Source organism: Georhizobium profundi, from assembly GCF_003952725.1.
Classification (GTDB): domain Bacteria; phylum Pseudomonadota; class Alphaproteobacteria; order Rhizobiales; family Rhizobiaceae; genus Georhizobium; species Georhizobium profundi.
Window position 1 is genome coordinate 3433701 of record NZ_CP032509.1, and the last position, 23627, is coordinate 3457327.

Annotated in this window: 28 protein-coding genes; 9 read left to right on the forward strand and 19 right to left on the reverse strand. The window is 61.8% G+C overall.

Annotation, left to right across the window (positions count from 1 at the left end):
- Positions 1-228: 228 nt before the first annotated feature.
- Positions 229-396 carry a hypothetical protein gene (locus D5400_RS21245; protein ID WP_164527916.1) on the reverse strand — a complete coding sequence of 56 codons (168 nt, stop codon included), beginning with the start codon at positions 394-396 and terminating at the stop codon, positions 229-231.
- A 178-nt stretch (positions 397-574) separates the two neighbouring features.
- Entirely contained in the window at positions 575-1039 is a 465-nt protein-coding gene (locus tag D5400_RS16485; RefSeq protein ID WP_126011003.1) for a YcgN family cysteine cluster protein, read from the reverse strand.
- A 170-nt stretch (positions 1040-1209) separates the two neighbouring features.
- Here D5400_RS16485 and D5400_RS16490 point away from each other — a divergent pair, with 170 nt between their 5' ends.
- The 3 genes from D5400_RS16490 (at position 1210) to D5400_RS16500 (ending at position 4620) form a co-directional block, all read left to right on the forward strand.
- Entirely contained in the window at positions 1210-3366 is a 2157-nt protein-coding gene (locus tag D5400_RS16490; RefSeq protein ID WP_126011004.1) for a transglycosylase domain-containing protein, read from the forward strand.
- 104 nt (positions 3367-3470) lie between these two features.
- Positions 3471-4067 carry a DUF1214 domain-containing protein gene (locus tag D5400_RS16495; protein WP_126011005.1) on the forward strand — a complete coding sequence of 199 codons (597 nt, stop codon included), beginning with the start codon at positions 3471-3473 and terminating at the stop codon, positions 4065-4067.
- Complete coding sequence (locus tag D5400_RS16500; protein ID WP_126011006.1) at positions 4060-4620, forward strand: DUF1254 domain-containing protein; 561 nt, start codon at positions 4060-4062, stop codon at positions 4618-4620. Before D5400_RS16495 ends, D5400_RS16500 begins: the two co-directional genes overlap by 8 nt.
- Before the next feature lie 3 nt (positions 4621-4623).
- On the opposite strand, the gene D5400_RS16505 is transcribed toward D5400_RS16500, so the two are convergent.
- Positions 4624-4806, reverse strand: a complete 183-nt coding sequence (locus tag D5400_RS16505; protein WP_126011007.1) for a hypothetical protein — start codon at positions 4804-4806, stop codon at positions 4624-4626.
- Positions 4807-5012: 206 nt separating this feature from the next.
- On the opposite strand from D5400_RS16505, the gene D5400_RS16510 reads away from it, so the two are divergent.
- Entirely contained in the window at positions 5013-6041 is a 1029-nt protein-coding gene (locus D5400_RS16510; RefSeq protein ID WP_126011008.1) for a hypothetical protein, read from the forward strand.
- On the opposite strand, the gene D5400_RS16515 is transcribed toward D5400_RS16510, so the two are convergent.
- Genes D5400_RS16515 through D5400_RS16525 form a run of 3 tightly spaced genes read right to left on the reverse strand, consistent with a single transcriptional unit; the run spans position 6028 to position 9052 of the window.
- Positions 6028-6372 carry a DUF1491 family protein gene (locus D5400_RS16515; protein ID WP_126013462.1) on the reverse strand — a complete coding sequence of 115 codons (345 nt, stop codon included), beginning with the start codon at positions 6370-6372 and terminating at the stop codon, positions 6028-6030. The two genes, D5400_RS16510 and D5400_RS16515, sit on opposite strands and share 14 nt — an antisense overlap.
- Positions 6373-6381: 9 nt before the next feature.
- Positions 6382-7458: a peptidoglycan-binding domain-containing protein gene (locus D5400_RS16520; protein WP_126011009.1), complete on the reverse strand. Its 1077-nt coding sequence runs from the start codon at positions 7456-7458 to the stop codon at positions 6382-6384.
- A complete protein-coding gene (locus D5400_RS16525; protein WP_164527917.1) occupies positions 7418-9052 on the reverse strand; it encodes a sensor histidine kinase in 1635 nt (544 codons plus the stop codon). Before D5400_RS16525 ends, D5400_RS16520 begins: the two co-directional genes overlap by 41 nt.
- A gap of 471 nt (positions 9053-9523) precedes the next feature.
- Here D5400_RS16525 and D5400_RS16530 point away from each other — a divergent pair, with 471 nt between their 5' ends.
- Together D5400_RS16530 and D5400_RS16535 are read left to right on the forward strand one after the other, a co-directional pair.
- Positions 9524-9949 (forward strand): DUF5330 domain-containing protein, encoded by a 426-nt coding sequence (locus D5400_RS16530; protein WP_126011011.1) that lies wholly within the window; start codon positions 9524-9526, stop codon positions 9947-9949.
- Positions 9950-10028: 79 nt separating this feature from the next.
- Positions 10029-10448, forward strand: coding sequence for a SufE family protein (locus tag D5400_RS16535; RefSeq protein WP_126011012.1), 420 nt, complete (start codon positions 10029-10031; stop codon positions 10446-10448).
- Positions 10449-10454: 6 nt separating this feature from the next.
- Here D5400_RS16535 and D5400_RS16540 read toward each other — a convergent pair whose 3' ends face one another.
- From D5400_RS16540 to D5400_RS16585, 10 genes are all read right to left on the reverse strand, one after another.
- Complete coding sequence (locus D5400_RS16540) at positions 10455-11219, reverse strand: DUF6456 domain-containing protein (RefSeq protein WP_126011013.1); 765 nt, start codon at positions 11217-11219, stop codon at positions 10455-10457.
- On the reverse strand, positions 11209-11640 hold the full coding sequence (locus tag D5400_RS21620) for a helix-turn-helix domain-containing protein (protein ID WP_245451328.1): 432 nt from the start codon (positions 11638-11640) through the stop codon (positions 11209-11211). The genes D5400_RS16540 and D5400_RS21620 overlap by 11 nt, the downstream gene beginning before the upstream one ends.
- A 209-nt stretch (positions 11641-11849) precedes the next feature.
- A complete protein-coding gene (locus tag D5400_RS16550; RefSeq protein WP_126011014.1) occupies positions 11850-12278 on the reverse strand; it encodes a Ros/MucR family transcriptional regulator in 429 nt (142 codons plus the stop codon).
- A gap of 311 nt (positions 12279-12589) precedes the next feature.
- A complete protein-coding gene (mnhG, locus tag D5400_RS16555; protein WP_126011015.1) occupies positions 12590-12955 on the reverse strand; it encodes a monovalent cation/H(+) antiporter subunit G in 366 nt (121 codons plus the stop codon).
- The gene (locus tag D5400_RS16560) at positions 12952-13299 is read right to left on the reverse strand and encodes a cation:proton antiporter (RefSeq protein WP_280987573.1); all 348 of its coding nucleotides are present in this window, start codon (positions 13297-13299) and stop codon (positions 12952-12954) included. The genes mnhG and D5400_RS16560 overlap by 4 nt, the downstream gene beginning before the upstream one ends.
- Positions 13296-13769 carry a Na+/H+ antiporter subunit E gene (locus tag D5400_RS16565; protein ID WP_126011016.1) on the reverse strand — a complete coding sequence of 158 codons (474 nt, stop codon included), beginning with the start codon at positions 13767-13769 and terminating at the stop codon, positions 13296-13298. Before D5400_RS16565 ends, D5400_RS16560 begins: the two co-directional genes overlap by 4 nt.
- On the reverse strand, positions 13766-15334 hold the full coding sequence (locus D5400_RS16570) for a Na+/H+ antiporter subunit D (RefSeq protein ID WP_126011017.1): 1569 nt from the start codon (positions 15332-15334) through the stop codon (positions 13766-13768). Before D5400_RS16570 ends, D5400_RS16565 begins: the two co-directional genes overlap by 4 nt.
- A gap of 18 nt (positions 15335-15352) precedes the next feature.
- On the reverse strand, positions 15353-15730 hold the full coding sequence (locus tag D5400_RS16575; RefSeq protein WP_126011018.1) for a Na+/H+ antiporter subunit C: 378 nt from the start codon (positions 15728-15730) through the stop codon (positions 15353-15355).
- Positions 15730-16149: a Na(+)/H(+) antiporter subunit B gene (locus D5400_RS16580; RefSeq protein ID WP_126011019.1), complete on the reverse strand. Its 420-nt coding sequence runs from the start codon at positions 16147-16149 to the stop codon at positions 15730-15732. The genes D5400_RS16575 and D5400_RS16580 overlap by 1 nt, the downstream gene beginning before the upstream one ends.
- Before the next feature lies 1 nt (position 16150).
- Positions 16151-18526: a putative monovalent cation/H+ antiporter subunit A gene (locus D5400_RS16585; protein ID WP_245451329.1), complete on the reverse strand. Its 2376-nt coding sequence runs from the start codon at positions 18524-18526 to the stop codon at positions 16151-16153.
- Positions 18527-18751: 225 nt separating this feature from the next.
- Between D5400_RS16585 and msrB the strand changes: the two genes are divergently transcribed.
- Complete coding sequence (gene msrB, locus D5400_RS16590) at positions 18752-19165, forward strand: peptide-methionine (R)-S-oxide reductase MsrB (RefSeq protein ID WP_126011020.1); 414 nt, start codon at positions 18752-18754, stop codon at positions 19163-19165.
- 16 nt (positions 19166-19181) lie between these two features.
- Here msrB and D5400_RS21250 read toward each other — a convergent pair whose 3' ends face one another.
- A complete protein-coding gene (locus D5400_RS21250) occupies positions 19182-19349 on the reverse strand; it encodes a hypothetical protein (protein ID WP_164527918.1) in 168 nt (55 codons plus the stop codon).
- A 163-nt stretch (positions 19350-19512) separates the two neighbouring features.
- Here D5400_RS21250 and D5400_RS16595 point away from each other — a divergent pair, with 163 nt between their 5' ends.
- Positions 19513-21609, forward strand: a complete 2097-nt coding sequence (locus D5400_RS16595) for a S9 family peptidase (RefSeq protein ID WP_126011021.1) — start codon at positions 19513-19515, stop codon at positions 21607-21609.
- A gap of 101 nt (positions 21610-21710) precedes the next feature.
- A complete protein-coding gene (locus D5400_RS16600) occupies positions 21711-22055 on the forward strand; it encodes a hypothetical protein (protein WP_126011022.1) in 345 nt (114 codons plus the stop codon).
- Between the two features lie 27 nt (positions 22056-22082).
- Here the strand turns inward: D5400_RS16600 and D5400_RS16605 are convergent, their stop codons facing one another.
- Complete coding sequence (locus D5400_RS16605; RefSeq protein WP_126011023.1) at positions 22083-22988, reverse strand: cytochrome c; 906 nt, start codon at positions 22986-22988, stop codon at positions 22083-22085.
- 72 nt (positions 22989-23060) lie between these two features.
- On the reverse strand, positions 23061-23513 hold the full coding sequence (locus D5400_RS16610; RefSeq protein ID WP_126011024.1) for a c-type cytochrome: 453 nt from the start codon (positions 23511-23513) through the stop codon (positions 23061-23063).
- Positions 23514-23627 lie beyond the last annotated feature (114 nt).

A 23627-nucleotide genomic window follows, 5' to 3' on the forward strand; every position in this document is an offset into this window, starting at 1 on the left:
AGCAGCGCTCCGCTTCGATCTATCCGTTTCAAATTCAGGGCGTCCCACCCGCGCTACCCCACCAGCCGCACTTTTCCGACTGTAGATGAATCCTATCAAACCACCGTCACGGTGTCAAGGAATTTTTTCCTATATCGCCAAGCAATCAGCTGAATGCAAAAAGCCACCGCGGCGGTGGCCGGCGGTGGCTTTGGAGTGTCGGTCTGTCGACCGGATCAGCAGTCGCTCTTAGCGCCAGTTGATGCCGTCGAAGGACTTCGGGTCCAGACCGATCGAGTTGAGCGCACGGGCGCTCGGCTTGCGGCCAGCTTCAACTGCGGCGGCGCATTCACGCAGGCCGCTCATGTAGGTAGCGAAGCCGGAAACGCGGTCACGGAAGCTGCGGGGGGTGCTCATCATCTTCTCCAAAAGGTGTAATTCACTGTGCATCAGCAATATGGGTTTATTGCACCGCAATATGAATGGCCGATTGCGTGAAGGAGCCGTGCGTTCAGCGCATGGGTTTCGGTAACCCGTGATTCATCTTCACATGCATCTGCCGCCCGCGGCTGCAGTGAAGGCTGCAAGCCGGTATTCACCGCGCCGTGTCCGGCACTTCGAAAGGCCATTCGACAAGATGGTCCTCGTAGTCTTCCAGTTCCATCCCCTCCTCCGGCACCGTGCGACCACGCACTGATACGCCAGCCTCGTGCACCGTGTCGCGGCTGCCCGAAATCAGATGGTGCCACCAGTAGAGATCTTCGCCATCGCGCACGAGGCGATAGCCGCATGTGGGCGGCAGCCAGCTCAGGCTGCGCACTTCCTTCGGTGTCAGTCCGATGCAGTCCGGTACCTGCGCCTGCCGGTTTTCGTAATCGGAGCAGCGGCACGTCGCGTCATCCAGCAGGCGGCACCGCACGCTCGTCCAGATGATCTCGCCGGTATCCCAGTCTTCCAGCTTGTTGAGGCAGCAGCGCCCGCACCCGTCGCACAGGCTTTCCCACTCGGCCGCATTCATCTGCTCCAGAGTCTTCGTTTGCCAAAAGGGTGTGTCATTCATGCCGCGCAACTTTTCTTTGAGCCCGGCACAATGCCGGATTGCTTGTTCTTTTCCGCAAACTGCGACAAAATTTAAACCTCAAGGGGCGATCATCGGCTGCGGCATTTTCGGCCGCAGGTCTGCCGGCTGCCATGCGCCGGTGGTTCGTGTACAGCGGGGCGTAATCGATCGTGCAGGATCCCTTCAGTCAGGGCAACAGGCCACGCCGGCGTCGCAATCTCTTGTTGCGGCTTGATTCGTGGCTTGATTCCACGCTTTGGGGCGCTGGCTCCGGCCTCGGCGAGACCTGGGAAGAAATCACCATCTTCTTTCGCCGTTTCCGCGTGCGCGGGACCAAGCGGGTCGTCGTGGAAATCATGGGCGAAGGCCTGACGCTCGGCACCGCCGGCTTCGTGCTTCTCCTCGCACTTGCGCTGCCAGCGTTCGATGCGACCTACGGCAACTGGCGCGCGCAAGACGATTTCGCCGTCACGTTCCTCGATCGCTACGGCAATGAAATCGGCCATCGCGGCATCATCCATGAGGATTCCGTTCCGGTCGATGCCCTGCCCGACCATCTGGTCAAGGCCGTTCTTGGCACCGAGGACAGGCGCTTCTTCGAGCATTACGGCATCGATTTCGTCGGCCTCGCCCGTGCGATGGGCGAGAACGCCCGCGCAGGCTCGGTCGTTCAGGGCGGATCGACGCTCACGCAGCAGCTCGCAAAGAACATCTTTCTCAGCAATGAGCGCACGATCGAGCGCAAGATCAAGGAAGCCTTCCTTGCGATCTGGCTGGAGGCCAATCTCTCCAAGAAGGAGATCCTCGGGCTTTATCTCGACCGCGCCTATATGGGCGGCGGCACGTTCGGCATCGCTGCCGCCTCGCAGTTTTATTTCGGCAAGCCCGTTACCGATGTGACGCTGGCCGAATCGGCACTTCTCGCCGGCCTGTTCAAGGCGCCGGCCCGCTATGCCCCCCACAACAACCTGCCCGCCGCACGCGCCCGCGCGAACCAGGTTCTCACCAACATCGTCCAAGGCGGCCTGATGACAGAAGGCCAGGTCATCGGCGCCCGGCGCAACCCCGCGAGCGTCATCGATCGCGGCACCAAGGATGCACCCGACTATTTCCTCGACTGGGCTTTCGAGGAAGTTCAGCGCATAGCCGGCAACTTTCCCGAGCACTCGCTGATCGTGCGCACGACGATCGACCTCGACCTGCAGAAAGCTGCTGAAGACGCGCTGGAGTTCGACCTGCGCCAGAGCGGCGCGAGCTTCGACGTCACCCAGGGAGCTGTCGTGCTGATCGAGAACGGGGGCGCCGTACGCGCCATGGTCGGCGGCCGCGACTATGGCGAAAGCCAGTTCAACAGAGCAACCAAAGCACTCCGTCAGCCGGGCTCGTCCTTCAAGGGCTTCGTCTACGCCACGGCAATGGAAAACGGGTTCACACCCGATTCGGTCATCTCCGACGCTCCGATCACCTGGAACGGCTGGTCGCCCCGCAATTACACACGAGGCTACTCGGGTTCCGTCAATCTGACGACCGCGCTCGCAAAATCGTTGAACACGGTACCCGTGCGTCTTGCCCGCGATCATCTCGGCACGGACCGCATTGCGGAAACGGCGCAGCGCATGGGCGTGCAAACACCCGTCCGCACCGACAAGACCATGCCGCTCGGCACGTCGGAGATCACCGTGATGGACATGGCCACAGGCTATGCGACCTTCCCGGCCGGCGGCATGCAGGCCAATCGGCACGGCATCACGCAAATCCTGAATTATCGCGGCGAAGTCTTGTTCGACCACGGCCGGGATGCCTCGAAGCCCGAACGGGCGATCTCGGAAGAAGCAGCCGTTTCCATGAACACGATGATGGCGCAGATCCCGGAATGGGGTACCGCCCGGCGCGCCAAGCTCGACGGCATCCGCACCGCCGGCAAGACGGGCACGTCGCAGTCCTACCGCGATGCGTGGTTCATCGGCTACACGGGCAACTTCACCGCTGCAGTCTGGTACGGCAACGACAACTTCACCGCGACCAACAACATGACGGGCGGCTCGCTCCCGGCGATGACATTCAAGCGGCTGATGGATTTTGCCCATCACGGCATCGACCTGCGCCCCATCCCCGGCGTCGAGCCTGAAGCACCCGCCGCCGTCGACGCGAAAAGCCCGCAGACCGCCGAAGCAGGCGAAGCGCGTCCTGTGCGTCAGCGCGCCTTGTCGCGAGAAGGCACTCGTATCCTGCGGCAGATGGTCGAAAGTTTCGGCATCGATGAGGCCGAGCGTCCGGAAGGCGAACTGGCCGAACTGCGCGATCGCATCGACGGCGGCGATCTCTGATCGATGCCTGCTTTGATCCTTGAGGTACCACCCATCACCGGGCGTGATCCTGTCGGCGTTGTCGTGCCATCGGACGGCCATGCTCCTTACGCAGGAAAGCGGCCATGATCGGTGCGCTGCGTATTCCCTTTTTCATTGGCCTTGCTCTCGCCATCGCGTTCAGTGGAGGCATTGCCGCCACCAAGATCGCACTCGATGCCGAAGATCCCTTCGATGTCCTGGAGATCGGCCCTTGGGTCGCCAACCCCTTGGCGCAGACCGCGGGCGCCAATCCCTATGACAAGGCAAGACGGGCGCTCGGCGATGGCTCCGGCCTTGGGCAGGCGGAAGGCCTCGTCTTTCGGGCGACGACCGATACCTCCGGCGCGCCACTTCTCGCATCCTGCGCCTATTTGGTTGCGGGCCAGGTTCCTGCAAGCCGCGTCTGGATCATGCGCCTGACTGGGTTGTCCGGTGAGATCAGCCACGCCGAACCGCCATTTTCGCGTGCCCTGCATTCCGCAAGCGTGCTGCGCGCGCCTGACGGTGCGTTCGAAATTCGTCTCGGCGCGGAGGCCCGCTCCGGCAACTGGCTGTTTCTGTCTGGAGACGGTCCTTTCGGCATCGAATTCCTCCTCTTCGACACCCCGGCCGCAGGCAACTTCGGGCTGATCGATCTGGAGATGCCTGAGATCGAGCGTCAGGATTGCGCCGATGCGTAATCTCGTCTTCGCCATTCTCGCGGGTCTCGTCGGCGCGCTCGTGCTGCATATCGTGATCATCCTCACTCTGCCCTTCTTTGCGAGTGACGACGTCTATTCACGCATTTCATCTCTGCCGGCGAATGATCGCTTCCTGCCGGCTTCCGCGGTTAGCGCTGAGGTGACGTCGACGGAGCTTGTCTCTGACACCCCCTATTCCACGACCTATCTCTGCCGCTTCGTTCTTGCCGACGCGCCGATCCATCTTCAGGCCGAAGGCGCGGTGCCCTTCTGGTCGCTCGCGGTGTTCGACCGGCGTTCCAACGAGCTCTTCAGCATGAATGACCGGACCTCCGAGGGGGGCGGCATGAACGTGACGCTCGCCAATCCTCTGCAAATGATCCGGCTGCGCGAGGGCCTGCCGCCGAACCTTGCAGGCAGCGTCCTCGTCGAAACGGATGTCACAGATGGGTATGTGCTGATCCGCACCGTCGTGCCGGATCAAACGATGCAGGCTCAGGCGAACGACTTCCTGTCGTCGGCCACCTGCCGCGAAGAGCCGCTGGCTGACTGAACCTCAGCGCCCGTCGTGCGGACGTTCTGCCTCGTCACGCCGTATCTGCACGACCGGCAGGCCTTTGCCGGACCGGTCGATCCGCACGCCTGTGAACATCAGGATCGTTGCACTTTCCGATGGCTCCGGACGCTTCGCGCTTCGCGGCCGCCGATCAAGGTCTCTTAATGAAATTATCGCTGCCATGCCATTCTCCGTCAGTTGCCCAAACGGATGAACGCTGAACGTTTTCACCCAGGATCTGCGGCCCGCAACGGCTTGCGAATCATCGTCAAAAGGCCCCGCGCCCACAGTCCATTGCGCCATTCAGCCAGCAGATGGTTAACACCTTGCTAAGCCTTTCTGTTTAGTCTCGGTTCATCACTTTCAGTATTGCGTAGGTGCTGGTTCACGTGTCCGATCGTTTTCGTGATCTCGAACTCTCAGGGCGAGCCGGCCGCAAGGATGCGGTGCTCTTGGCGACGGTTGCCAGCTTCGAGGCCATGCCTGATCCCAGCAAGCGCGATCTCAAGCAATTCGCCGACCTGTTCGTCCCACTCTTTGAGGCCGCTTCGGAAGAAGCGAAGCGGACGGCAGCAGCAGCACTATCGCGCGCGCCGATCATGCCCGAGGCCGCCAGCCGTCTCATTCTGGAACAACCGGTCGGTATCGCCGCTCCCTTCATCGTGCACTCCAGCGCAATCGACGAGTCCCTGCTCATCGAAGCGGTGCAAAAGCACGGCGTTGCCCATGCCCGCGCCGCCGCGCGTCGGCGATCGGTGTCACCCCAATTGCTTGCCGCGCTGTCCGCCATTGCCCATCCGGCAGTGAAGCGGACGCTCTCGCTTCGCGGCACATCGGCTGCAGCGGCCGAGCCTGGCTCCCGCACGCCCTCCGCCGTTGAACGGCAGGCTCGCGAAGAAGACATCCGCAACAAGCTTCGGTCGATCGTCATGCGCAACACGCCAGACTACGCAGACCCGCCAACCTTGCCGGCGCGCATTGCACCGGATGTGGAAAGCCGCCTCATCCGTCACGTCGAGGAAGGCGACACGATCTATTTCGCCACGGCGCTCGCCGATGCGCTCGCATCGCGTTTCGATCTTGCCGAGCGCATCATGATGGACGTGTCGGGCGCCCAGCTTGCACAAACGCTCGTGGCATTGGGCCTGCGCTACACGATGATCATCGCAGCGCTTGAGCGCTTCTTCCCGCATCTTGCAGAAGGACAGGACGGCGAACGCCGTTCGCTCCAGCTGCTGCGCTCCTGTTCATTCGTCGAATGCGTCGAGAAGGTCATGGCCTGGCAGCGGGCCGATTGGATTTCGAGGCGCGCCACGCATCAGCCCGTCGTTGCCGACAGCGCTCGCCGCGACGTGCGGGCGGATCAATCGCCCAAGCGCAACGCCGTCCAACGCGGTGTGCCGCTCAGGCGGGCCTGACGCCAAGATAGCGCAGCGGATCGTCCGCCTCGATCTCCACGATCCAGAGATCGCTGTCGAAGTTGCGTTCCTTGGCCAGCAGGGCCTGGACCTTCTCGTGCTCTGCCCGCTCCAACCGCAGCTCGAAAAGCCGGTCACCGGCTGCCTCTCCATCCTCGAAAATCGATTGTGGTGCCGGACCAAACAGGCTTTCCGTACCGTCGCGGTAGCGGCATCGCACGAAGATCGCGCCCGCTTCCGGCGCCCCACTCGCTTCCACAGCGGCAAAGCCACCATCCGCGAACACGCGCCGGATCAGCGCCGATACGAAGATATCGCTCTTGAGACGCATCATGGGGCTTCAGAAAGCCCCGATTTCCTGGAGTTTGTCGAGAACTGCCTGGTCGGGCTCTCCCGTGGTCGGCAGGCGGTAGTCGCCTTGGAACTCGCGGATGGCCTGTCGCGTCTGGTTGCCCAACATACCGTCCACAGCCACATCGGCATAGGCAATGTTGACGAGCCCCTGCTGAATTCTGCGCACCGTCTCGACGTCGATCGAGCCCGATCCACCGGCGGTCGGAATGTCGGCCGGCGGGGTATAATAGTCACCGCTATCGCGGGCAACGAGTGCTGCCGGCGGCGTCAGCGCCGCTGTTTCGTTCGGCGAAACGCTGGCCCGCTGAACAATCGCTGGCTCCGGCCGTGCTTCAGGCCGCGCCTCGGTCCGTGCCTGCGGCTGCGCAACGGGCGGGGCAGCACGCTCGGCTGCTTTCAGGCGCTGCAGCGTGCTTGCGGTCAGGCCAAGCCCTTCCGAGCCCGAAGCCGCTCCGAATGCTGCAAGCGCTGCGCGCGTCTGTGGCCCGGTCAGCCCGTCCACGGCACCCTTATAGTGGCCGAGCCGCGCAAGTTCTGCCTGAATTTCACCCACAAGCGCTCGGTCTGTCGCCGCTTGTGAGGCGGCCGGTCGCACGATGTCGTCAACCGTCGTCTCCGCTTCGGGCGGAATGCTGGCAGTTGCCATGTCCCGGTCTTCCGGCCGCTCGATGACGATGCTCTGCACGCGCCGTGCGGGAACCGGCGTAAGAATGTCCTCGATCGTCTCCACGCCGTCGTCGGATCCAAGGCTGTCGCGCCCTGCCTGTTCGATCTGCCGAGGCTCGACACCGTCGGTCGTCATCAGCGGCGCCGGGGTGGGCGCGATGCCGGTCCGCGTCGACAGGAGCGGCGAAGGATGCCCGCCCGGCTGATACCAGATGGCATTGGCGGTGACGAAGCTGAAGACAACGGCAAAAACCACACCGCCCGCGGCAAGCGACGGATGGCGCGCAATGAGCCGCCCGGCTGCGTCGAAAGTCCGCGACGCAAAACCAGGAGAGCGCCGCGCCTTGCGGCGGGGTTCAGGCTGTTTTCGCGGTCGTTTCGTGGACTTTGCCGGCATTGATTGTCTTCTTCTCCCTCGTGTTCAGTCGCGGTGGAAACTCCACCATGCGCGCGCTGTTGTCTGCCTGTCGCTCGGTGCTGTCCACCCCCTCGGCAGGAAGTTCCACGGTCACGGCCGTGCCCCGGCCGATCACGCTGTCGATCACGACCCGCCCACCATGGAGGCTTGCGAGCCCCTTCACAAGGCACAGGCCGAGCCCCGTTCCCTGGTGGCGTCGGGCATAGCCCTCGTCACCCTGAACGAAAGGTTCGCCGACGCGGCTCAGAATTTCCGGAGGCATGCCGATACCCGTGTCGGACACCGTCAGGCGGATCATCGCGCCGCTGCGGGTCGCATCGACGGTGATGACGCCACCGGGCTCGGTGAACTTGATCGCATTGCCGATCAGGTTGATCAGGATCTGTTGCACGGCTCGCTGGTCGGCGTTCAGGAGGCCCGCGCGGCGCGCACGCGCCGTCAGCGTCAGGCCTTTGTCTTCCGCTTCCAGGCCGAGCATCTTTACGCAGTCGTCGACGGCAGCGGCGACATCGAAATCCTCATGGATCAGCCGATAGCGCCCGTTCTCGATCTTGCTCATGTCGAGCATGGTGTTGACCAGCGACAGGAGGTGCTCGCCCGACCGCTTGATCAGGCCGACATATTCGCGCTGCCGCTCATCGGCGAGCGGCGCGAAATATTCCCGTGCCAGGATCTCGGAGAATCCGATGACGGCGTTGAGGGGCGTGCGCATCTCGTGGCTGACGGCAGCAAGGAAGCGGGTCTTTTCGCCCTCGGCCTGCTCGGCAAGATCCACGAGCCGCGTGCATTCGGCATGCAGTTCGATCTCCTCGTCGACGACCCGCATGTGAGCGATGATGTCACCCACCTCGCCCGTCGCCAGAAGGCGGGGCGAGAGATCGATCGAGACATGGACGAACTGCCGATCCATCGCGGCCCGGTGCAACCGCACCATGAGCCGTTCGCGCGCTCCGCCGAGGCGGATCCGGTCGAGCGCCTGCATGAAGGGCAGTCGATCCGAAACATGAATGCGCTCGATCAGGCCGCGCGGACGGTTGACGTCGATCCATTCCGCGAAATCGCCAAGCTCGTGGCCGCCGGCGCGCAGAAGAGCGCCCTGTTCGTCGAGCAGCGCCACAAAGCCGGACATGTGCGCCGCCAGCGCAAAGTCGTCGACTGGCGCAATCTCGCGTTCACGCGAAGAGCCATCGACGTTCCGGAAGCCGAGCACCAGAACGGGAAGCATCGCGCCGAAAAGCGCGCAGACGACGACACTCAGTTCCGTGCCAGTGGTGTCGACCATAGCGCCAGCGAGCGCAGCACCGGCGACCAGTGCGCCGAGCGTCACTGCGCCGAGACGACGCGAGCCGGTCACGCCCAGCATGGCTGCGGCGCTTAGAAGAATTGCGGATGCGATGATGGCCGCTGGCAGGGCCACAGCAGGTGCGGCCAAAAGTGCGACGAGTGGCAGCAGCAAGAGCGGCGCTGCGAGCGCGCTGGTCAACAGCACGCGCATCATCTTCACCTGCGCATCCATCTCCGGCCCCTCGTTGAGGGCTTCGTTGATGCAGGCGCTGGCGGCACGACCGATCATGGTCGCGACCCTGCTATGCATAGCGTTCCAGAATGTCACCGACGGGTCCGAACTCGTTACAAAAATCTCATCGTCTTGAAGCCGAGGTTGCACCCCCGCCCTTAAGGAATGGATAAGCCGAAAGGCAGTGGTTCGACCGAACGCCGCCTATTCAGCGGAAATGGCTGGTTGAGCCTGGTGCAACCGTCGGTATGGTTAACGCTTGGTCTCGCAATGGCCCCCGAAATTTTGACCCAGCCCTGCGGCTTGTCCTAGTTTCGTGGCATCGAAAGCGAGCCAATCCGGGCATTTGATACAATTGCCCCTGAAGCGTTTCACCAAGTTGGCGCTGCCATCGATCGATAAAATTTGAATCAAATTCTGCGGCTCGGCTCAAACGGGCATTTGAACCTTTGCGTTATGGTTCTTCTCAACAAGCGATACCGGGACGGTTCAGAAACCCGGATCCAACTCTGCGGGAAGGCTTGAACGATGGGGTTTCTGCTGAAAGGTGCATTCTGGTTTTCGGTTGTCTTGCTCAGCCTTCCTCTTCTGGAAAGCAGAGAGACCAGCGAAAACGAGCAGCCGCTGGCGGTCGGGGAAACGATCTTCGCACTCGGCGTGGCGATCGAGGACATCCGCTCCATGTGCGAGCGCCACCCCGATGTCTGCATCACCGGCGGCGAAACTTTGAACGCACTTGGGCTTCGGGCCCGCGACGGGGCGCGCATTGCCTATCAATATCTCGACTCGGCGCTGGGCGATGGCAGCGGCGGCGCAGATCCGCTCGCGACCGGCACCGTCTTTGGTGCAACCGCGGAAGCTGCTCCCGCGGTGGCTGGGTCCACGCCCGAAGGGGCCGCGGTCATGCTGCCCCCGACCGTCAGGCCTTACACCGCGCCGCAGCCGCTCGATTGAAATTGCCCGCCCTTTTTCCCGTGATTTTCGGGTGTCTGTCGCCTATATGCGGCTAGACACTTGAGAGACGGGACCGATCATGACGCCGCTGCAGCAGATCAAGGACGATTTTGCCTTTCTCGACGATTGGGAAGATCGCTATCGCTACGTGATCGAACTCGGCCGTACGCTCGACCCGCTGACCGATGACGAGCGGGTCGACCAGAACAAGGTTCAGGGCTGCGCCAGCCAGGTTTGGCTCGTCTCCCGGCGCGATGGGTCCGAGGGCGATCCGGTGCTGCATTTCCGCGGCGATTCCGATGCCCATATCGTCAAGGGCCTCGTCGCCATCGCTCTCAGTGCTTTCTCCGGCCGCAAAGCTTCCGAAATAGAGGCTTTCGACGCTTCCAACCTTTTCGATGAGCTGGGGCTCGTCGAGCACCTGTCGCAGCAGCGCGCCAACGGTTTGCGCTCGATGGTCGCGCGCATCAAGGGCGAAGCCGAACGCGCCGCCGCCTGAGATCATTCATCGGGTAAAGCCATAGTGGCGGCTCAGCGCCGAAAGGCCGGACCGGAGCATGATCTTTGCCGACCGTGCCGGCCATTGGCGCTCGCGCTCCACCAGTTCCAGCCCCTTTTCGAAGCAGCAGACATCCAGCACGACACCGGAAAGCTCCGGACCGATGGCCTGCACGGCCCTGTCGATGCGTTGGCGGGCCGCCATCGCCGAATCCGATATGTCAGCCGCGCCATTGGCCGAGCGTCCCGAGGAGCTGGCGACGCTTGCTTCCCAGTTCGCGGAGATGCGCGGCTGCATGTGCCCTCGCACGAAGTCGCGCGAAAGCCGCTCGCCGGCTTCGCGCTGTTGCCCGCTCAAGAACGCCTGCCCGTCCCTGCCCTTCATGCGCGCGATCGCAGCCAGCGGCGATTCTGCCATGTTGCGCGCAACGACGGCTTGCTTCCCGTCGATCGTGACCGTATCCATCTCGATCTGCCCAGGCTGGCTTTGAAAGCAGATAACGTCGCCATCGAGTCCGGCGCCGGCCAAGGCCCGTCGCGCAAAGCTCAAGCCGGTGTCACTGGTACGCAATCCATCCTTAGTATCCACGAGCAGCCCTGCCCGCAACGCAGCGGACAGCAGCGATGACGCCACCCGCGACGTCTTGCCATCGGGCGCCGTGAGAACGATCGCCTTCGATGTCTTTTCTTTTGCGACACCGCCCGTACAAAAGCGCACGAGCTTCAAGGTCTGCCGCGCGAGTTTGTCTTGGTCGGAAACACTAGAACCCACGCGCGCGCCCATCTCGCTGGAAGACCGCGGCCGCAACACGCTCGATGGAGGCGATGAAGCGATCGAATGCCGGGTCATCGCGGCGGTCCTCCACGACGTGGCATGCATGGCTCACCGTCGTTCGATCCCTGCCGAACGCGAGGCCCAGATCCGTGAGGGAGTGGCACAGCACCACATGCGAAACATACATCGCGATCTGCCGTCGCTGAACCATCGCGCGGCGCGATGCCGCTCCTTCTCGCCTGTGGCTTCTCTTGGGTACCGGCTCGCCGGCAACCAGCGCGTCCATCTCGTCGACCACCGCCTGGATCGCCCGGCACTGGTCCACGAGATGCACGTTCCCAACTGAGGCAAAGTCCGGCAGCGATCCGCCTGGCCGGATGCGTTCACTTGTGGGTGCGGTCGAAATCTGGGATGGCATGCTCGTTTCCTGCATATAGGATTATATTCTTAATCCAACACGCGGTGCGGGGACAAGTGACTCCACGGAAATGTGAAAGCGAGGCGCGTAATCGCAACGGATGCCGATACGCTTCCTATGAGAAATTGATTGTTGTCCCCGTTTCGAAAACAAAAAAGCCCAGCCGGCGATCCGGCTGGGCTTTTTTCAACAGGCCTGGAAGACTGGGATTACTTTCCGCGGCGCTTGCGCTTCTGGCCGAGGCCCATCTCCTTGGCGAGGCGCGAGCGGGCTTCCGCATAGGCCGGGGCGACCATCGGGTAGTCGGCGGTCAGGTCCCACTTCTCGCGATACTCTTCCGGGCTCAGCGTGTGGTGCGTCATCAGGTGGCGCTTCAGCGATTTGAACTTGAGGCCGCATTCGAGGCAGGTGATCTGGTCATCCTGGACGGAGCGCTTGATCGGCACGGCTGGCTTCGGCTTTTCGACAACAACAGCTTCCTGTCGCACTGTCATGTTGCCTAGGGCATGATGCACATCAGCAATCAGAGCAGACAATTCACCGACGGGCACGACATTGTTGCTGACATAGGCAGCTACGACCTCGGCCGTAAGTTCCACGATCAGTTCTTTATTGTCCATCTCACTCGTCTCTTCCATCGACTGCCCCGAAACCTCTATCCAAAACTCATTCAACACGGCGATTCATCGCTGTTTTTCATATTATAACAGAAAGATAAAGTGGAAAATCGGATATTTTTCGATGCCAATGAATAATCTATCCATTGTCCAAGATTCAAATCGTTACAAAAGACGTGCCGAGCGCGTCTGAGTTGTATTCGTTGACAACACTCTACATCCGCTTAACATCGAAGAATGAGAACGGACACAGAACAGAGACCATCTGGCAGGGTGCATAGCGCCGGCTGCTGAAGGCATGCTCCCATGACGAGCGACTGCCTGTTGGCCGGTTACTCTGACCTGGATCCTGACGCTGTAGCCGAACCCGGCTCGACCGGCATTTCGTTCAGCACGGTCAGCGGCGACAAGGTATACCCAGCAGCATAAGCGGCACGGGCAAGAAGATGCGCCGAGATCGGTGCAGTCAAAAGCAGGAAGATGACGCCGGCGATGGCGCGCATGAAGGTGCCGCCATCCAGCGCATGAAGACCAAGCGCGATCAGCAGAAGGCCCGAGCCCACAGTTCCAGCCTTGGATGCCGCGTGCATACGCGAATACACGTCCGGCAGGCGCACAATGCCGACGGCCGCCAGGAGCGAAAAGATTGCGCCCACGACCACGAGCGCAGCGGTGAGAAGTTCGATCGCGAGGGTCATGACACCTTCTCTTCGACTGCGGTTTGCTCGCGGCTGGCAGTGCCATTCGGCTGGGACGCACCGCGCTCGGCGTTGACGAGGATGAAACGTGCAAACGCGACAGTGGCCAGGAAGCCGACAAGTGCCAGAGCGATCGCGATGTCGACGTAGAGCGTGAAGCCCGTATAGATGCCGATGGCCGCTATCAGCCCTATTGCGACGGCAACCAGCATGTCGAGTGCAACGACCCGGTCAGGCAGCGTCGGTCCCTTGATGACGCGATAAACGCACAGGAGCAGCGCAAGGCTCAAGATCACGAAGGCAAAAGTCAAAGACGCTTCAAGGATGGGGCCAAGCTCTGTCACCGGAAAGCCTCCATGATGCGCCGCTCGAACCCGCCCTTGATGTCGCGCCTGATACCCTCAGGATCGGAGCAGTCGATCGCATGAATGAAGAGCGTCTTCTTGTCGTCCGACACATCGAGCGACAGCGTGCCCGGCGTCAACGTGATCAGGTTGGCAAGCAGCGTGATCTCGCCGTCGCGATCCACATCGAGCGGCAGCGCCAGAATGCCGGGCTTCACGTCCATCTTCGGCGAGGCGACCAGCACGGCCACTTTCCAAGCCGACAGGGCCAGCTCTTTCAGGAACAGAAGGACCAGGGCAAGGATCCGTTTCACCCGCGTCAAATAGCCTGCCGAGCCGACCTGCTCGCGGATGAGCATCAGCGCCAGAAAGCCGAGTACAAAGCCGAAAGCGATGTTCAGCTCGGAGAAAGAGCCCGATACTGCACCCCAGGCAAATGCCAGAAGAATATTGGCCAGAAACAGCTTCAATTGACGGCTCCTTCCGCGGGAAAGACCGATTGGATGTAGGCTGACGGATCGAGCAGACCGGCTGCCGCACTGTCGCTCAATTGCAGCAACGTTTCGGGAAACACGCCAAAGCCGACCGTCAGGGCGACGAGAGCGAGAAGTGGCAACAGCGAAGTCATCTTCATCTGCACCGCTGCCGGTGCGCCCATAGCCTCCGGCGCCGGCTTCCAATAGGCGTGAGCCCAGACGCGGCCAACAGCAATGGTTGTCAGGAAGCCGGTCAGGAGAATGATCGTCGCGAGCCCGGTCGCGCCGTTATCCAGTGATGCACGGACCAGCATGGCCTTCGGCCAGAAACCGCTGAAAGGCGGCAAGCCGGAGACCGAAAAGAACAACACCAGCGACATTGCCGCAAAGAGTACGTTGCTCCGGTAAAGTCCGCCCAGATCATTCATAGAGAAAGACTTGCCGATCCGGGCAGCAATGCCCGACGCCACGTAAAGCGCCGTCATCACGACCATCGAATGCAGTGCGTAGAAGATCGCCGCTGAGACCGCTTCAGCTGTCGCAAGCGCAATCCCTGCGAGCATGATGCCGATCCCGGAGACGACAAGGTAGCCGAGCAGTCGCCGATAGTCCGTTTGGGCCAGCGCCCCGAATGCGCCAAGCAGCATGGTCAGCATCGCGGCCCAGGCGATCACGTCCGCAAAGGCGTCTCGTTGGTCCGGAAACAGCATCAGCAGCGTGCGCGCCAGCGCATAGATGCCGACCTTCGTCAGCAGGCCGGCAAAGAGCGCGGATACGACGACTTTCGGCGTGTGATAGGAGGCGGGAAGCCAGAAGCTCACCGGAAACGCAGCTGCCTTCATGCCGAAGGCGAAGAGATAGAGCGCCGCCAGCGTATAAAGCGGCCGAGCATCGTCTATGGTGCGCGCCTGCATGGCGATATCGGCCATATTGAGCGTGCCGAAGACGCCATAGAGATAGCCGGTCGCGACGAGGAACATGGTCGTCGCAATCAAATTCAGGAAAGCATATTTCGTCGCGCCGTCGATCTGGCGATCTTCAGAGCCAAGCACCTGCAGACCGAAAGAGGCGATCAGCAGAACTTCGAACCAGACATACAGGTTGAAGATGTCGCCGGTGACGAAGGCGCCGATCACGCCGGCCATCATCAGGAACAGGAACGAGAAGAAGCCGTAGCGGCGGCCGGTCGTGTCGACATCCTCGGCAGCGTAGATCGCGCAGGCTACAGCCACGATCGAAGCCGTAACAGCAAGGATCGCTCCCAGTACATCCACCGTGAACGAAATGCCGAAAGGCGGCAGCCACCGCCCCATGGTCATGGTCACTGGACCATTTTCGACCACATGCGCCAGCAGCGCGCCACACAACACGAACAAGCCGATCAGCCCGATGATCGCAGCCTTGGCCTGCAATTCTGCGTTCTTGCGCAGCATCATCAGCAGTGCGCCGGCAATCAGGCAGTACGGCACAGGCGCAATCACCAGCCAGTCGGCCAGCGCCAGCGGCTCCATCACGAATGCGCGGGAATAATCGATTGCTGCCTCGGAAGGTCCGGCCATCTTGATCAGTGGTCCTTGCTAGTAGCCCAGCGGCGGCAATGGGTCGTCCGCGGGCTCGGCCAGACGCATGTCGCGGGAATCGTCAGTGCCCAGCTCCTGGTATGCGCGAAAGCCCAGCACCAGCAGAAAGGCGAAGAACGAGAATGAGATGACGATGGCCGTGAGGATCAGCGCTTGTGGGAGCGGATTGGCGATCGGGATCAGCGGCGCGTCGAGCCCGGCCGGAATGATCGGTGGCACGTCCCGCGTGAGCCTGCCCGACGTGAAGATTAGGAGATTCACGCCATTACCAAGCACTGCAACACCCATAAGGATGCGGATCGTGTGGCGCGACGTCATCAGATAGATGGCGGTGGTGAAAAGCAGTCCGACGAAAATCGCGAGAACCGGCTCCATCAGATCTCGTCCCTTTCTTCCAGCGCAAGAGCGATCGAACCGATCGTACCGACAACCGCGAAATAGACGCCGATGTCGAAGAACAACACGGTCGAAAGCGGAACCTCGACCCCGAAGATCACGGGATAGATCCACAGGCCGGTCATGAACGGCACGCCGACGAAAATCGAGACGACACCCGCGACGGCACCCAGCACCACGCCGAAGGCTGCAATGTTCATCGGGTGAAAATAGATCGCGCGGCGAACGGGTGCCACGCCGGAGGCGATGCCGTAGATCGCGAGAGCCGACGCCGCGATCAACCCGCCGATGAAGCCACCGCCCGGTTCGTTGTGGCCGCGCAGCAGAACGAAGATCGAGAAAACGATCATCAAGGTGGACAGATAAGGTGCGACGGTTCTGAAAATCAGTGTGCGCATGTCACGCCTCGCCATCAGCTGTTCGCGGTGCGATCGGCGCATCCGCCGGCCGCGGCCGCTGACGCGTGCGCACGCGCAACAGCGCCAGGATGGCCAGACCAGCGATCGTCACCACCGCGATTTCCCCCAGCGTATCCGTGCCGCGGAAGTCGACCAGAATGACGTTGACGATGTTGGCGCCGTGGGCGATCGGACGGGAGAATTCGTTGAAGAACTCCGTCAGCCGCATGTCGAGCGTGCCCTGCGTGACCTTGAGCAGATAGAGCGTGAAGGCCAACCCGCCCGCGATCGCGATGGCGCCGCTGACGATCCGTTCGCCCGTCGGCCGGTAGTCGGAGGCATTCAGCCGAAGCCGTGTCATCACCAGTGCGAGGATGACGACCGACAGGGTCTCCACCATGAACTGGGTGAAGGACAGATCCGGTGCGCCGAAGAGCATGAAGATCAACGCGACGGCGAAACCCTGAATCCCGAGCGACACGATGGCCGTCACCCTGTCCTTGGCGACGATCACCGCGAAGAGACCAAGAATGCCGATGCCGATGATCGCGAGTTCGTGGAAACGGATATCGCTCGGCCAGGCCGGCCATTGTGGCAGTTCGTCGAACAACACCATCGGCAGGAGAAGGGCGAGCGCGATGAAGGCAAATGTCACCTTCACGTAGAAGTCCAGCCGCCCGGGCTGAAGAAGTACCGTGACGCGGAACGAGAAGCGGACGAGACCGCGCATGAACTGGTCGAAACCGCGGTCCGGCCCCCACCCGATGGCCGCAAGGACATTTGCGATCGTTCCCCGCAACTGGTCCGCCGCCAGATAGGCGCCGATCCCGACGGCGACGGTGAGGATCGAGAGGAAAAGTGGCATGCCGATCGAGGGGATCAGCGAAATGGAAACCGGGGTCGCCTCCCCTGCGACGGCGGAGGCCATCGGCGTCGATATCCCGGCATGGACGAAGCCTGAAAGGAGCGCGGCCAGAAGACCGGCGGAGGCAAGCACGACGGGGCCGAGCCACAACATCACAGGCCCTTCATGCGCGTGCTTGGGCGTCTGAACCGGCGAACCGAGGAACGGCTTCAAAGCAACGGCAAAGCCGATCACCAGCATCAACGCATTGCCGACGATGGCGACCAGCGTGAAGGTCAGCGCCCATGGGTTCGTCGCCCAAAGTGCGTAATAGATCTCTTCCTTGGCAAGAAATCCGAAGAATGGCGGCAGGCCCGCCATCGAAATCGCCGCTGCGAGCGCGGCTGCAAAGGTAATGGGCATCGCAGCCCGCAAGCCGCCGAGCCTGGTCACGTCGCGCGTGCCCGCTTCATGGTCGATCGTACCGGCCACCATGAACAGGCAGCCCTTGAAGAGCGAGTGCGCCACAAGATAGAGCACGGCCGCCTCGATCGCATGCTCGCTCCCAAGGCCGGTGAGCATCACCAGCAGACCCAACGAAGACACCGTCGTATAGGCGAGCATCAGCTTCAGATCGGTCTGGCGAACGGCAAGAAGCGTGCCGACGATGAGCGTCGTGCCACCGAAGACAGGCAGGATCGTTTCCCATGCCACCGTGTCCCCGAATGCGGGATTGAGCCGCATCAGCAGGTAGACCCCGGCCTTCACCATTGTTGCCGAATGCAGGTAGGCTGAGACGGGCGTCGGCGCCTCCATGGCGTTCGGAAGCCAGAAGTGCAGCGGAAACTGCGCCGATTTCGTGAACGCGCCGCCAAGCACAAGGATAAGCGCTGCCAGATAGTAAGGGCTGTCGCGCATCACGTCGCCGGACGCGAGCAGTTCCGACATCGAGCCGATGCCGGTGACGTTCCAGACGAGAAGCAAGCCGGCCAAAAGCAGAAGCCCGCCCCCGCCGGTCACGATCAGCGCCTGCAGGGCCGCGCGGCGTGAGGCCTCACGGGTGTGATCGAAGCCGATCAGCAGGAACGACGTGATCGACGTCAGCTCCCAATAGACGAATAGCGTGAGAAAGTTGTCTGCGAGGACCAGGCCAAGCATCGCGCCCATGAACAGCAGGATGAAGGACAGGAAGCGCCCAAGCTGCGGGTGCCCTTTCAGGTACCCGCCCGCATAGATGACGATGAGCGTGCCGATGCCGGAGATCAGCAGCGCGAAGGTGAGCGACAGGCCGTCGATGTACCAGGAGAAGTCGACGCCAATGCTCGGTATCCAGGCGAAGCCGCCCGTGATCGTCTCACCTGCGCTGACCGCACCGAGATGCGCCAGCATGTAGATGAAGATCGCGGCAGGTGCGGCCGCCAACACCCAGGCGGCATTCTGCTTCAACTGACGAACGAGAAAAGGTGCGAACAGCGCCGCGATAAACGGCAGCAGCATCATCGCCAGCGTCGTGCCTGCCGCTTCGGCACCCATGGTCTCTCCCGAACCTTCTTATCGCAGGATTGCCGCCGCACGGATTGCGGCGAAAACGTGCCGGCCTACTTAATTTGAGGCGCGTTCCCATGCAAGTGGATCGTCTACGTTATTGACAACAGTCGACAATAATCATCGGCCCATCGACGACATCCATCATTGTCTTGCGGTGTAGAATAACTACCTGTCACCACACGAGCATCGACGCAAGCGAATGGTCATCACATGAGCGACACCAAGACACTGAAAGTCGAAAAGTCCGAAGCGGAATGGCGCGAGCAGCTGACGCCGGAGCAGTTCCATGTCACCCGCAAGCACGGAACCGAGCGAGCATTCACCGGTCCGAATTGGGACCAGAAGGCACCGGGGCTCTATCGTTGCATCTGCTGCGATAAACCGCTGTTTCGGTCGGAGACGAAATTCGAGTCGGGCACCGGCTGGCCGAGCTTTTACGAGCCTGTCGAGCCTGAAGCTGTGAGCGAGCACAAGGATCGGTCATGGTTCATGACCCGAACCGAGATCCGCTGTGCCGATTGCGACGCGCATCTCGGCCACGTTTTTCCGGATGGCCCTCGCCCGACAGGCCTGCGCTACTGCATGAACGGCGTGGCGATGGCCTTTGATCCTGACAACCGATGAAGCGCGACGGCCGGCGTCAGAACCGCTCGGCCTCACGTTCGAGTCGGGTCTGGTCGACGGCGTTTGGCGACAGCTGCTGGATATTGACGATGCCGGAGGCGTTGCGCTCCGGCACTGCGGCGACGGCCAGCACTGCGGACACGAGGCCACCAATCCAGACCGAAACGAAGATCCAACGCATCATCTTTTCCCTCTTCGCCCGGCAACCGCCCCACGAGCATGACACAAATGTGGCAGCAGTTCGCTGAACCGAGGCTGATGATGCCATTCATCAGCCATTCATCAAGGACGGATGTGGCTTATCCGTTCACATACCGACACGAACTATTACACTTGGAGACAGCGCATTGACCGCCTTCAACGATCTTCCAGATGCCCCTCGCGCGGAGCGTCGTCCGACCACGGATACTCGCCATGGCGTCACCCGGACCGACGACTATGCGTGGCTGAGGACGGCGAACTGGCAGGAGATGTTCAAGCGCCCGGAGACGCTGGAGCCGGAGATCCGGCAGCATCTGGAGGCAGAAAACGCCTATCAGCGCGCAGCTTTGGCCGACACGACGGTGCTTCGCGATCAGCTATTCAAGGAGATGAAGGCGCGGATCAAGGAGGATGATTCCTCCGTCCCCTCGCCGGATGGGCCGTTTGCCTACGGCACCGAGTTTGTGACCGGCGGCGAGCAGCCCCGCTATTTTCGTGAAGCCCGCGACGGAAGCGGCCGCGAGATCATTCTGGACGGAGATGCAGAGGCCGCAGGCAGAGATTACTTCCGTCTCGCCGGCTCAAGCCACAGCCCCGACCATTCCCGCACCATCTGGGGTTACGACGACAAGGGCTCGGAGTTCTACACCGTCAAGGTGCGCGATCTCGCTTCGGGGCAGGATCTGGAAGACATCGTCGAGAATACGGGCGGCGGCGGCACCTGGTGCGCCGATGGTTCCGGCTTCTTCTATACGCGGCTCGACGAGAACCATCGTCCATCGAAGATATTCTTCCATCGGCTCGGGACATCGGTCACCGAGGATCGGCTGATCTACGAGGAAACCGACACCGGCTTCTTCATGGGCGTCGGCGGCTCACGCCTCGATGACTTCATCTTCATCGACATCCACGATCACGAAACGTCGGAATTCCGCCTTCTGCCGGCCAGTAATCCGTTTGCCGAGCCAAAGCTCGTCGCGCCGCGCGAAACCGGCATCGAATACGACCTAACCGAAGGCGGCGATGTCTTCTTCATCCTCACAAACGCCGATGGGGCCGAGGATTTCAAGATCGTCGAGGCGCCGGTCGATCAGCCGGAACGCGCAAACTGGCGCGACGTGGTTGCGCACAAGCCGGGCCGACTCATTCTGGCGCACATGGCGTTTTCCCGCTTCCTTGTCTGGCTGGAACGGGAGAACTCCCTGCCGCGCATCATCGTGCGCGACCGTGAGACCAGTGAAGAGCACGCGATCGCCTTCGACGAGGAGGCCTATTCGCTCGGCCTGCAGGGCTCGCTCGAATACGACACCGACGTCATTCGCTTCAGCTATTCGTCGATGACGACGCCATCGCAGCTTTACGATTACGACATGCGCACGCGCGAGCGGACGCTGCTGAAGACACAGGAAGTGCCATCGGGCCACAACCCGGACGACTATGTGACGCGACGCGTCATGGCGCCCGCATCCGACGGGGAAACGGTGCCGGTCAGCCTGATCTATCACAAGAACACGCCGCTCGATGGCAGCGCGCCCTGCCTGCTCTATGGCTATGGTTCCTACGGCATTACCATCCCCGCGTCCTTCAACACAAACTGCCTGTCGCTGGTCGACCGCGGCTTCGTCTACGCGATCGCCCATATCCGGGGCGGCAAGGACAAGGGGTTTGGCTGGTACGACAAGGGCCGCCGCGAGCATAAGCTCAACACCTTCACCGATTTCATCGCCGCGGCTGATCATCTTGTCGCCGAAGGTTTCACCAGCCACTCGAAAATCGTCGCACAGGGGGGATCGGCGGGCGGCATGCTGATGGGCGCCGTCGTCAACATGGCGCCTGAAAAGTTCGGCGGCATCATCGCGGCCGTTCCGTTCGTCGACGTGCTGAACACGATGCTCGACGACACCCTGCCGCTCACCCCGCCGGAATGGCCCGAATGGGGTAACCCGATCGCATCCAAGGATGCCTATGATCTCATCGCCTCCTATGCTCCGTATGAGAACGTGACGGCGACGACCTATCCGCCGATCTTCGCGATTGCCGGCCTGACCGACCCGCGCGTCACTTATTGGGAACCGGCAAAATGGGTCGCCCGCATCCGCGAGACGATGACCGGCGGCGGACCGATCCTCTTCAAGACGAACATGGATGCGGGCCATGCCGGCGCATCCGGTCGCTTCCAGCGCTTGGAAGAGATCGCGCATGAATACGCGTTTGCACTGAAAGTGGTCGGCAAGGCCGCATGAATGAGAGTTCCGCGGTCACATCGCCGTGACGACCCGTTTCCGGTAACATCTGAGTCTCCATATCAACGGGTGGAGTGCCCGATACCAGGAGGATGGATCCGATGACTGATCGCAGCATAAAGGGCACAGCACGCGTGGCGCTGGCCAGCCTTGGCGTCGCGGCCGCAAGTATCCTGGCCTTGCCCGTTCCAGAGGCCGCCGCTCAAGGTCTTTTCGGTGGCCCATCCGGCGCAAATTGCAACGTCCTGCAACAACAGGGTGGCAGTTACTGGCAAGGCTTCGTGCGCGGTGCTCAGGAAAGCGCGTTCACGGGCGACGATGGCATCAACCAGTACACCGATGCCCATTGCTTCCGCACAGAAGCCGAATGCGAGGCTTGGCTTTATGCGGCACAGAGTGCAGCGCACATCGTGTTCAACCGGTGGTGCCGTTCTTACGCGGCTTGAAAGTCTGGCCTGCGGCCATGACTAGTTTCAGTGTTCCGGTATGACCTTGAGGTAAGCGGCAATCGCTTCCCGGTCTGACGCCGGCAGAGTGGCGAGACCGCGCTGCACCGCGACCATCGAGCCGCCGACACTGTCGAAGTCGGGCGTGAAGCCCGATTCGAAGAAGTAGGCGAGGTCGTCAGCGGTCCAGTCGGCTACGCTTCCAGCCGGCGTGACATTGGGGATTGTGCCCTGCCCGCTCGGGTTGGGTGCGCCGGCCAGCCATTGGTCGGTCTCGAGCCCACCCAGAATATCGCGCGGCGTGTGGCATTCGCCGCAATGACCGACAGCCTCCACGAGATACTGGCCACGCCGCAGCACCGTGTCGTTCGGATCGATCGACACATAGGCGCCGTCGGGCATGTAGAGATACTTCCAGATGCCGATGGCGCGATTGACGTTGAACGGAAAGCTCACCTCGTGGGCCGGCGCTTCATTGTCGCTGGCAGGCAGCGACCGGAGATAGCCCCACAGATCATTGACGTCGGCGATATCCATCATGGAATAGGAGGCATAGGGAAAAGCGGGATAGTAGTTGCTGCCATCCGGTGCCACGCCACGCAGCATCGCATTGGCGAAGTCCTCGAAGCTCCAGTCGCCAATCCCCGCCGGTCCGCTGGAGATATTCGGGACATGGAACGTGCCGAAATCGCTTTCGATGGCATGGCCGCCGGTGAGCACAACCGCATCGTCCGCCGCATCGCTTGTCTCGGACGCACCATGACACGAGGCGCAGTTGCCCGCATTGAAGATCAGCTCACCATTGGCGAGATCCGGTTCGCCCAGGCCTTCGAACGCCGTCTCGGGAAGCCTGTCCGGCGCAGCTACCGCCCACAGAGTCCCGCCGAGCGCCGCTGCCAGAATGACCAACGCGATCGCGATGCGTTTCAGCATTTTCTTTCCATTCTTCTGTCCGTCGAGCCAGCACAAAGGCCCGCTCGACGGTGATGGGATCGCTTCGGATGATTAGTTGTCCTGGCGGTAATCTTCGTGACACGCGCCGCATCCGCGCGTGAAGTCCTGGAAGACCGGCTGGAAGGAGGCAAGATCAGCCGGAACCGCGGCGGCAAGTTCAGCCGCCTTGGTGGACATTTCTTGGGAGAGCCGCTCGAAATCCGCCTTGTTTTCCCAGATGGCCGGAAGCGCTTCGGTCTCGTAGCCTGTCTCCGACCCTTCAGGGAAGTAGTCGGCGAAGACCGCCGTGTTTTCCGAAATCGTCTGCAGCGCCGCTGCGACCGCTCCCGGGTCATAATCCGTGCGACCTCGAACCATGTTGCCCATCACGCCTGTCGCATCGCCGACTTCATCCATCAGATCCTGACGAACTTCCTGCGGCACGCCGTCCTGTGACGATGCGGGATGGATCAGTGCCGCCGAGATGGAAAGCAGTGCTGCTGCGATGGCTAGTCTGGACTTCATCGTCGATCTCCTTTGCTTTTGCGGGAACTGGCACGTGCGGCGCGGTCTGCGACACAACCGCATCTTGGTCATCGGCCTGTGACGGCACAACAAAAACCCCGGCCTGTGCGACCG

What these genes read in the sequence shown, in the direction of transcription:
- D5400_RS21250 (WP_164527918.1), bottom strand. Translation starts at nt 19,349, where the DNA reads ATGATGCGTTGGATCTTCGTTTCGGTCTGGATTGGTGGCCTCGTGTCC.
- D5400_RS16495 (WP_126011005.1), top strand. Translation starts at nt 3,471, where the DNA reads ATGATCGGTGCGCTGCGTATTCCCTTTTTCATTGGCCTTGCTCTCGCC.
- D5400_RS16530 (WP_126011011.1), top strand. Translation starts at nt 9,524, where the DNA reads ATGGGGTTTCTGCTGAAAGGTGCATTCTGGTTTTCGGTTGTCTTGCTC.
- D5400_RS16500 (WP_126011006.1), top strand. Translation starts at nt 4,060, where the DNA reads ATGCGTAATCTCGTCTTCGCCATTCTCGCGGGTCTCGTCGGCGCGCTC.
- D5400_RS16610 (WP_126011024.1), bottom strand. Translation starts at nt 23,513, where the DNA reads ATGAAGTCCAGACTAGCCATCGCAGCAGCACTGCTTTCCATCTCGGCG.
- D5400_RS16585 (WP_245451329.1), bottom strand. Translation starts at nt 18,526, where the DNA reads ATGGGTGCCGAAGCGGCAGGCACGACGCTGGCGATGATGCTGCTGCCG.
- D5400_RS16570 (WP_126011017.1), bottom strand. Translation starts at nt 15,334, where the DNA reads ATGGCCGGACCTTCCGAGGCAGCAATCGATTATTCCCGCGCATTCGTG.
- D5400_RS16485 (WP_126011003.1), bottom strand. Translation starts at nt 1,039, where the DNA reads ATGAATGACACACCCTTTTGGCAAACGAAGACTCTGGAGCAGATGAAT.
- D5400_RS16520 (WP_126011009.1), bottom strand. Translation starts at nt 7,458, where the DNA reads ATGCCGGCAAAGTCCACGAAACGACCGCGAAAACAGCCTGAACCCCGC.
- D5400_RS16575 (WP_126011018.1), bottom strand. Translation starts at nt 15,730, where the DNA reads ATGGAGCCGGTTCTCGCGATTTTCGTCGGACTGCTTTTCACCACCGCC.
- mnhG (WP_126011015.1), bottom strand. Translation starts at nt 12,955, where the DNA reads ATGACCCTCGCGATCGAACTTCTCACCGCTGCGCTCGTGGTCGTGGGC.
- D5400_RS16515 (WP_126013462.1), bottom strand. Translation starts at nt 6,372, where the DNA reads ATGCGTCTCAAGAGCGATATCTTCGTATCGGCGCTGATCCGGCGCGTG.
- msrB (WP_126011020.1), top strand. Translation starts at nt 18,752, where the DNA reads ATGAGCGACACCAAGACACTGAAAGTCGAAAAGTCCGAAGCGGAATGG.
- D5400_RS16605 (WP_126011023.1), bottom strand. Translation starts at nt 22,988, where the DNA reads ATGCTGAAACGCATCGCGATCGCGTTGGTCATTCTGGCAGCGGCGCTC.
- D5400_RS16580 (WP_126011019.1), bottom strand. Translation starts at nt 16,149, where the DNA reads ATGCGCACACTGATTTTCAGAACCGTCGCACCTTATCTGTCCACCTTG.
- D5400_RS16525 (WP_164527917.1), bottom strand. Translation starts at nt 9,052, where the DNA reads ATGATCGGTCGTGCCGCCAGCGCCTGCATCAACGAAGCCCTCAACGAG.
- D5400_RS21620 (WP_245451328.1), bottom strand. Translation starts at nt 11,640, where the DNA reads ATGCCATCCCAGATTTCGACCGCACCCACAAGTGAACGCATCCGGCCA.
- D5400_RS16535 (WP_126011012.1), top strand. Translation starts at nt 10,029, where the DNA reads ATGACGCCGCTGCAGCAGATCAAGGACGATTTTGCCTTTCTCGACGAT.
- D5400_RS16505 (WP_126011007.1), bottom strand. Translation starts at nt 4,806, where the DNA reads ATGGCAGCGATAATTTCATTAAGAGACCTTGATCGGCGGCCGCGAAGC.
- D5400_RS16600 (WP_126011022.1), top strand. Translation starts at nt 21,711, where the DNA reads ATGACTGATCGCAGCATAAAGGGCACAGCACGCGTGGCGCTGGCCAGC.
- D5400_RS21245 (WP_164527916.1), bottom strand. Translation starts at nt 396, where the DNA reads ATGAGCACCCCCCGCAGCTTCCGTGACCGCGTTTCCGGCTTCGCTACC.
- D5400_RS16550 (WP_126011014.1), bottom strand. Translation starts at nt 12,278, where the DNA reads ATGGAAGAGACGAGTGAGATGGACAATAAAGAACTGATCGTGGAACTT.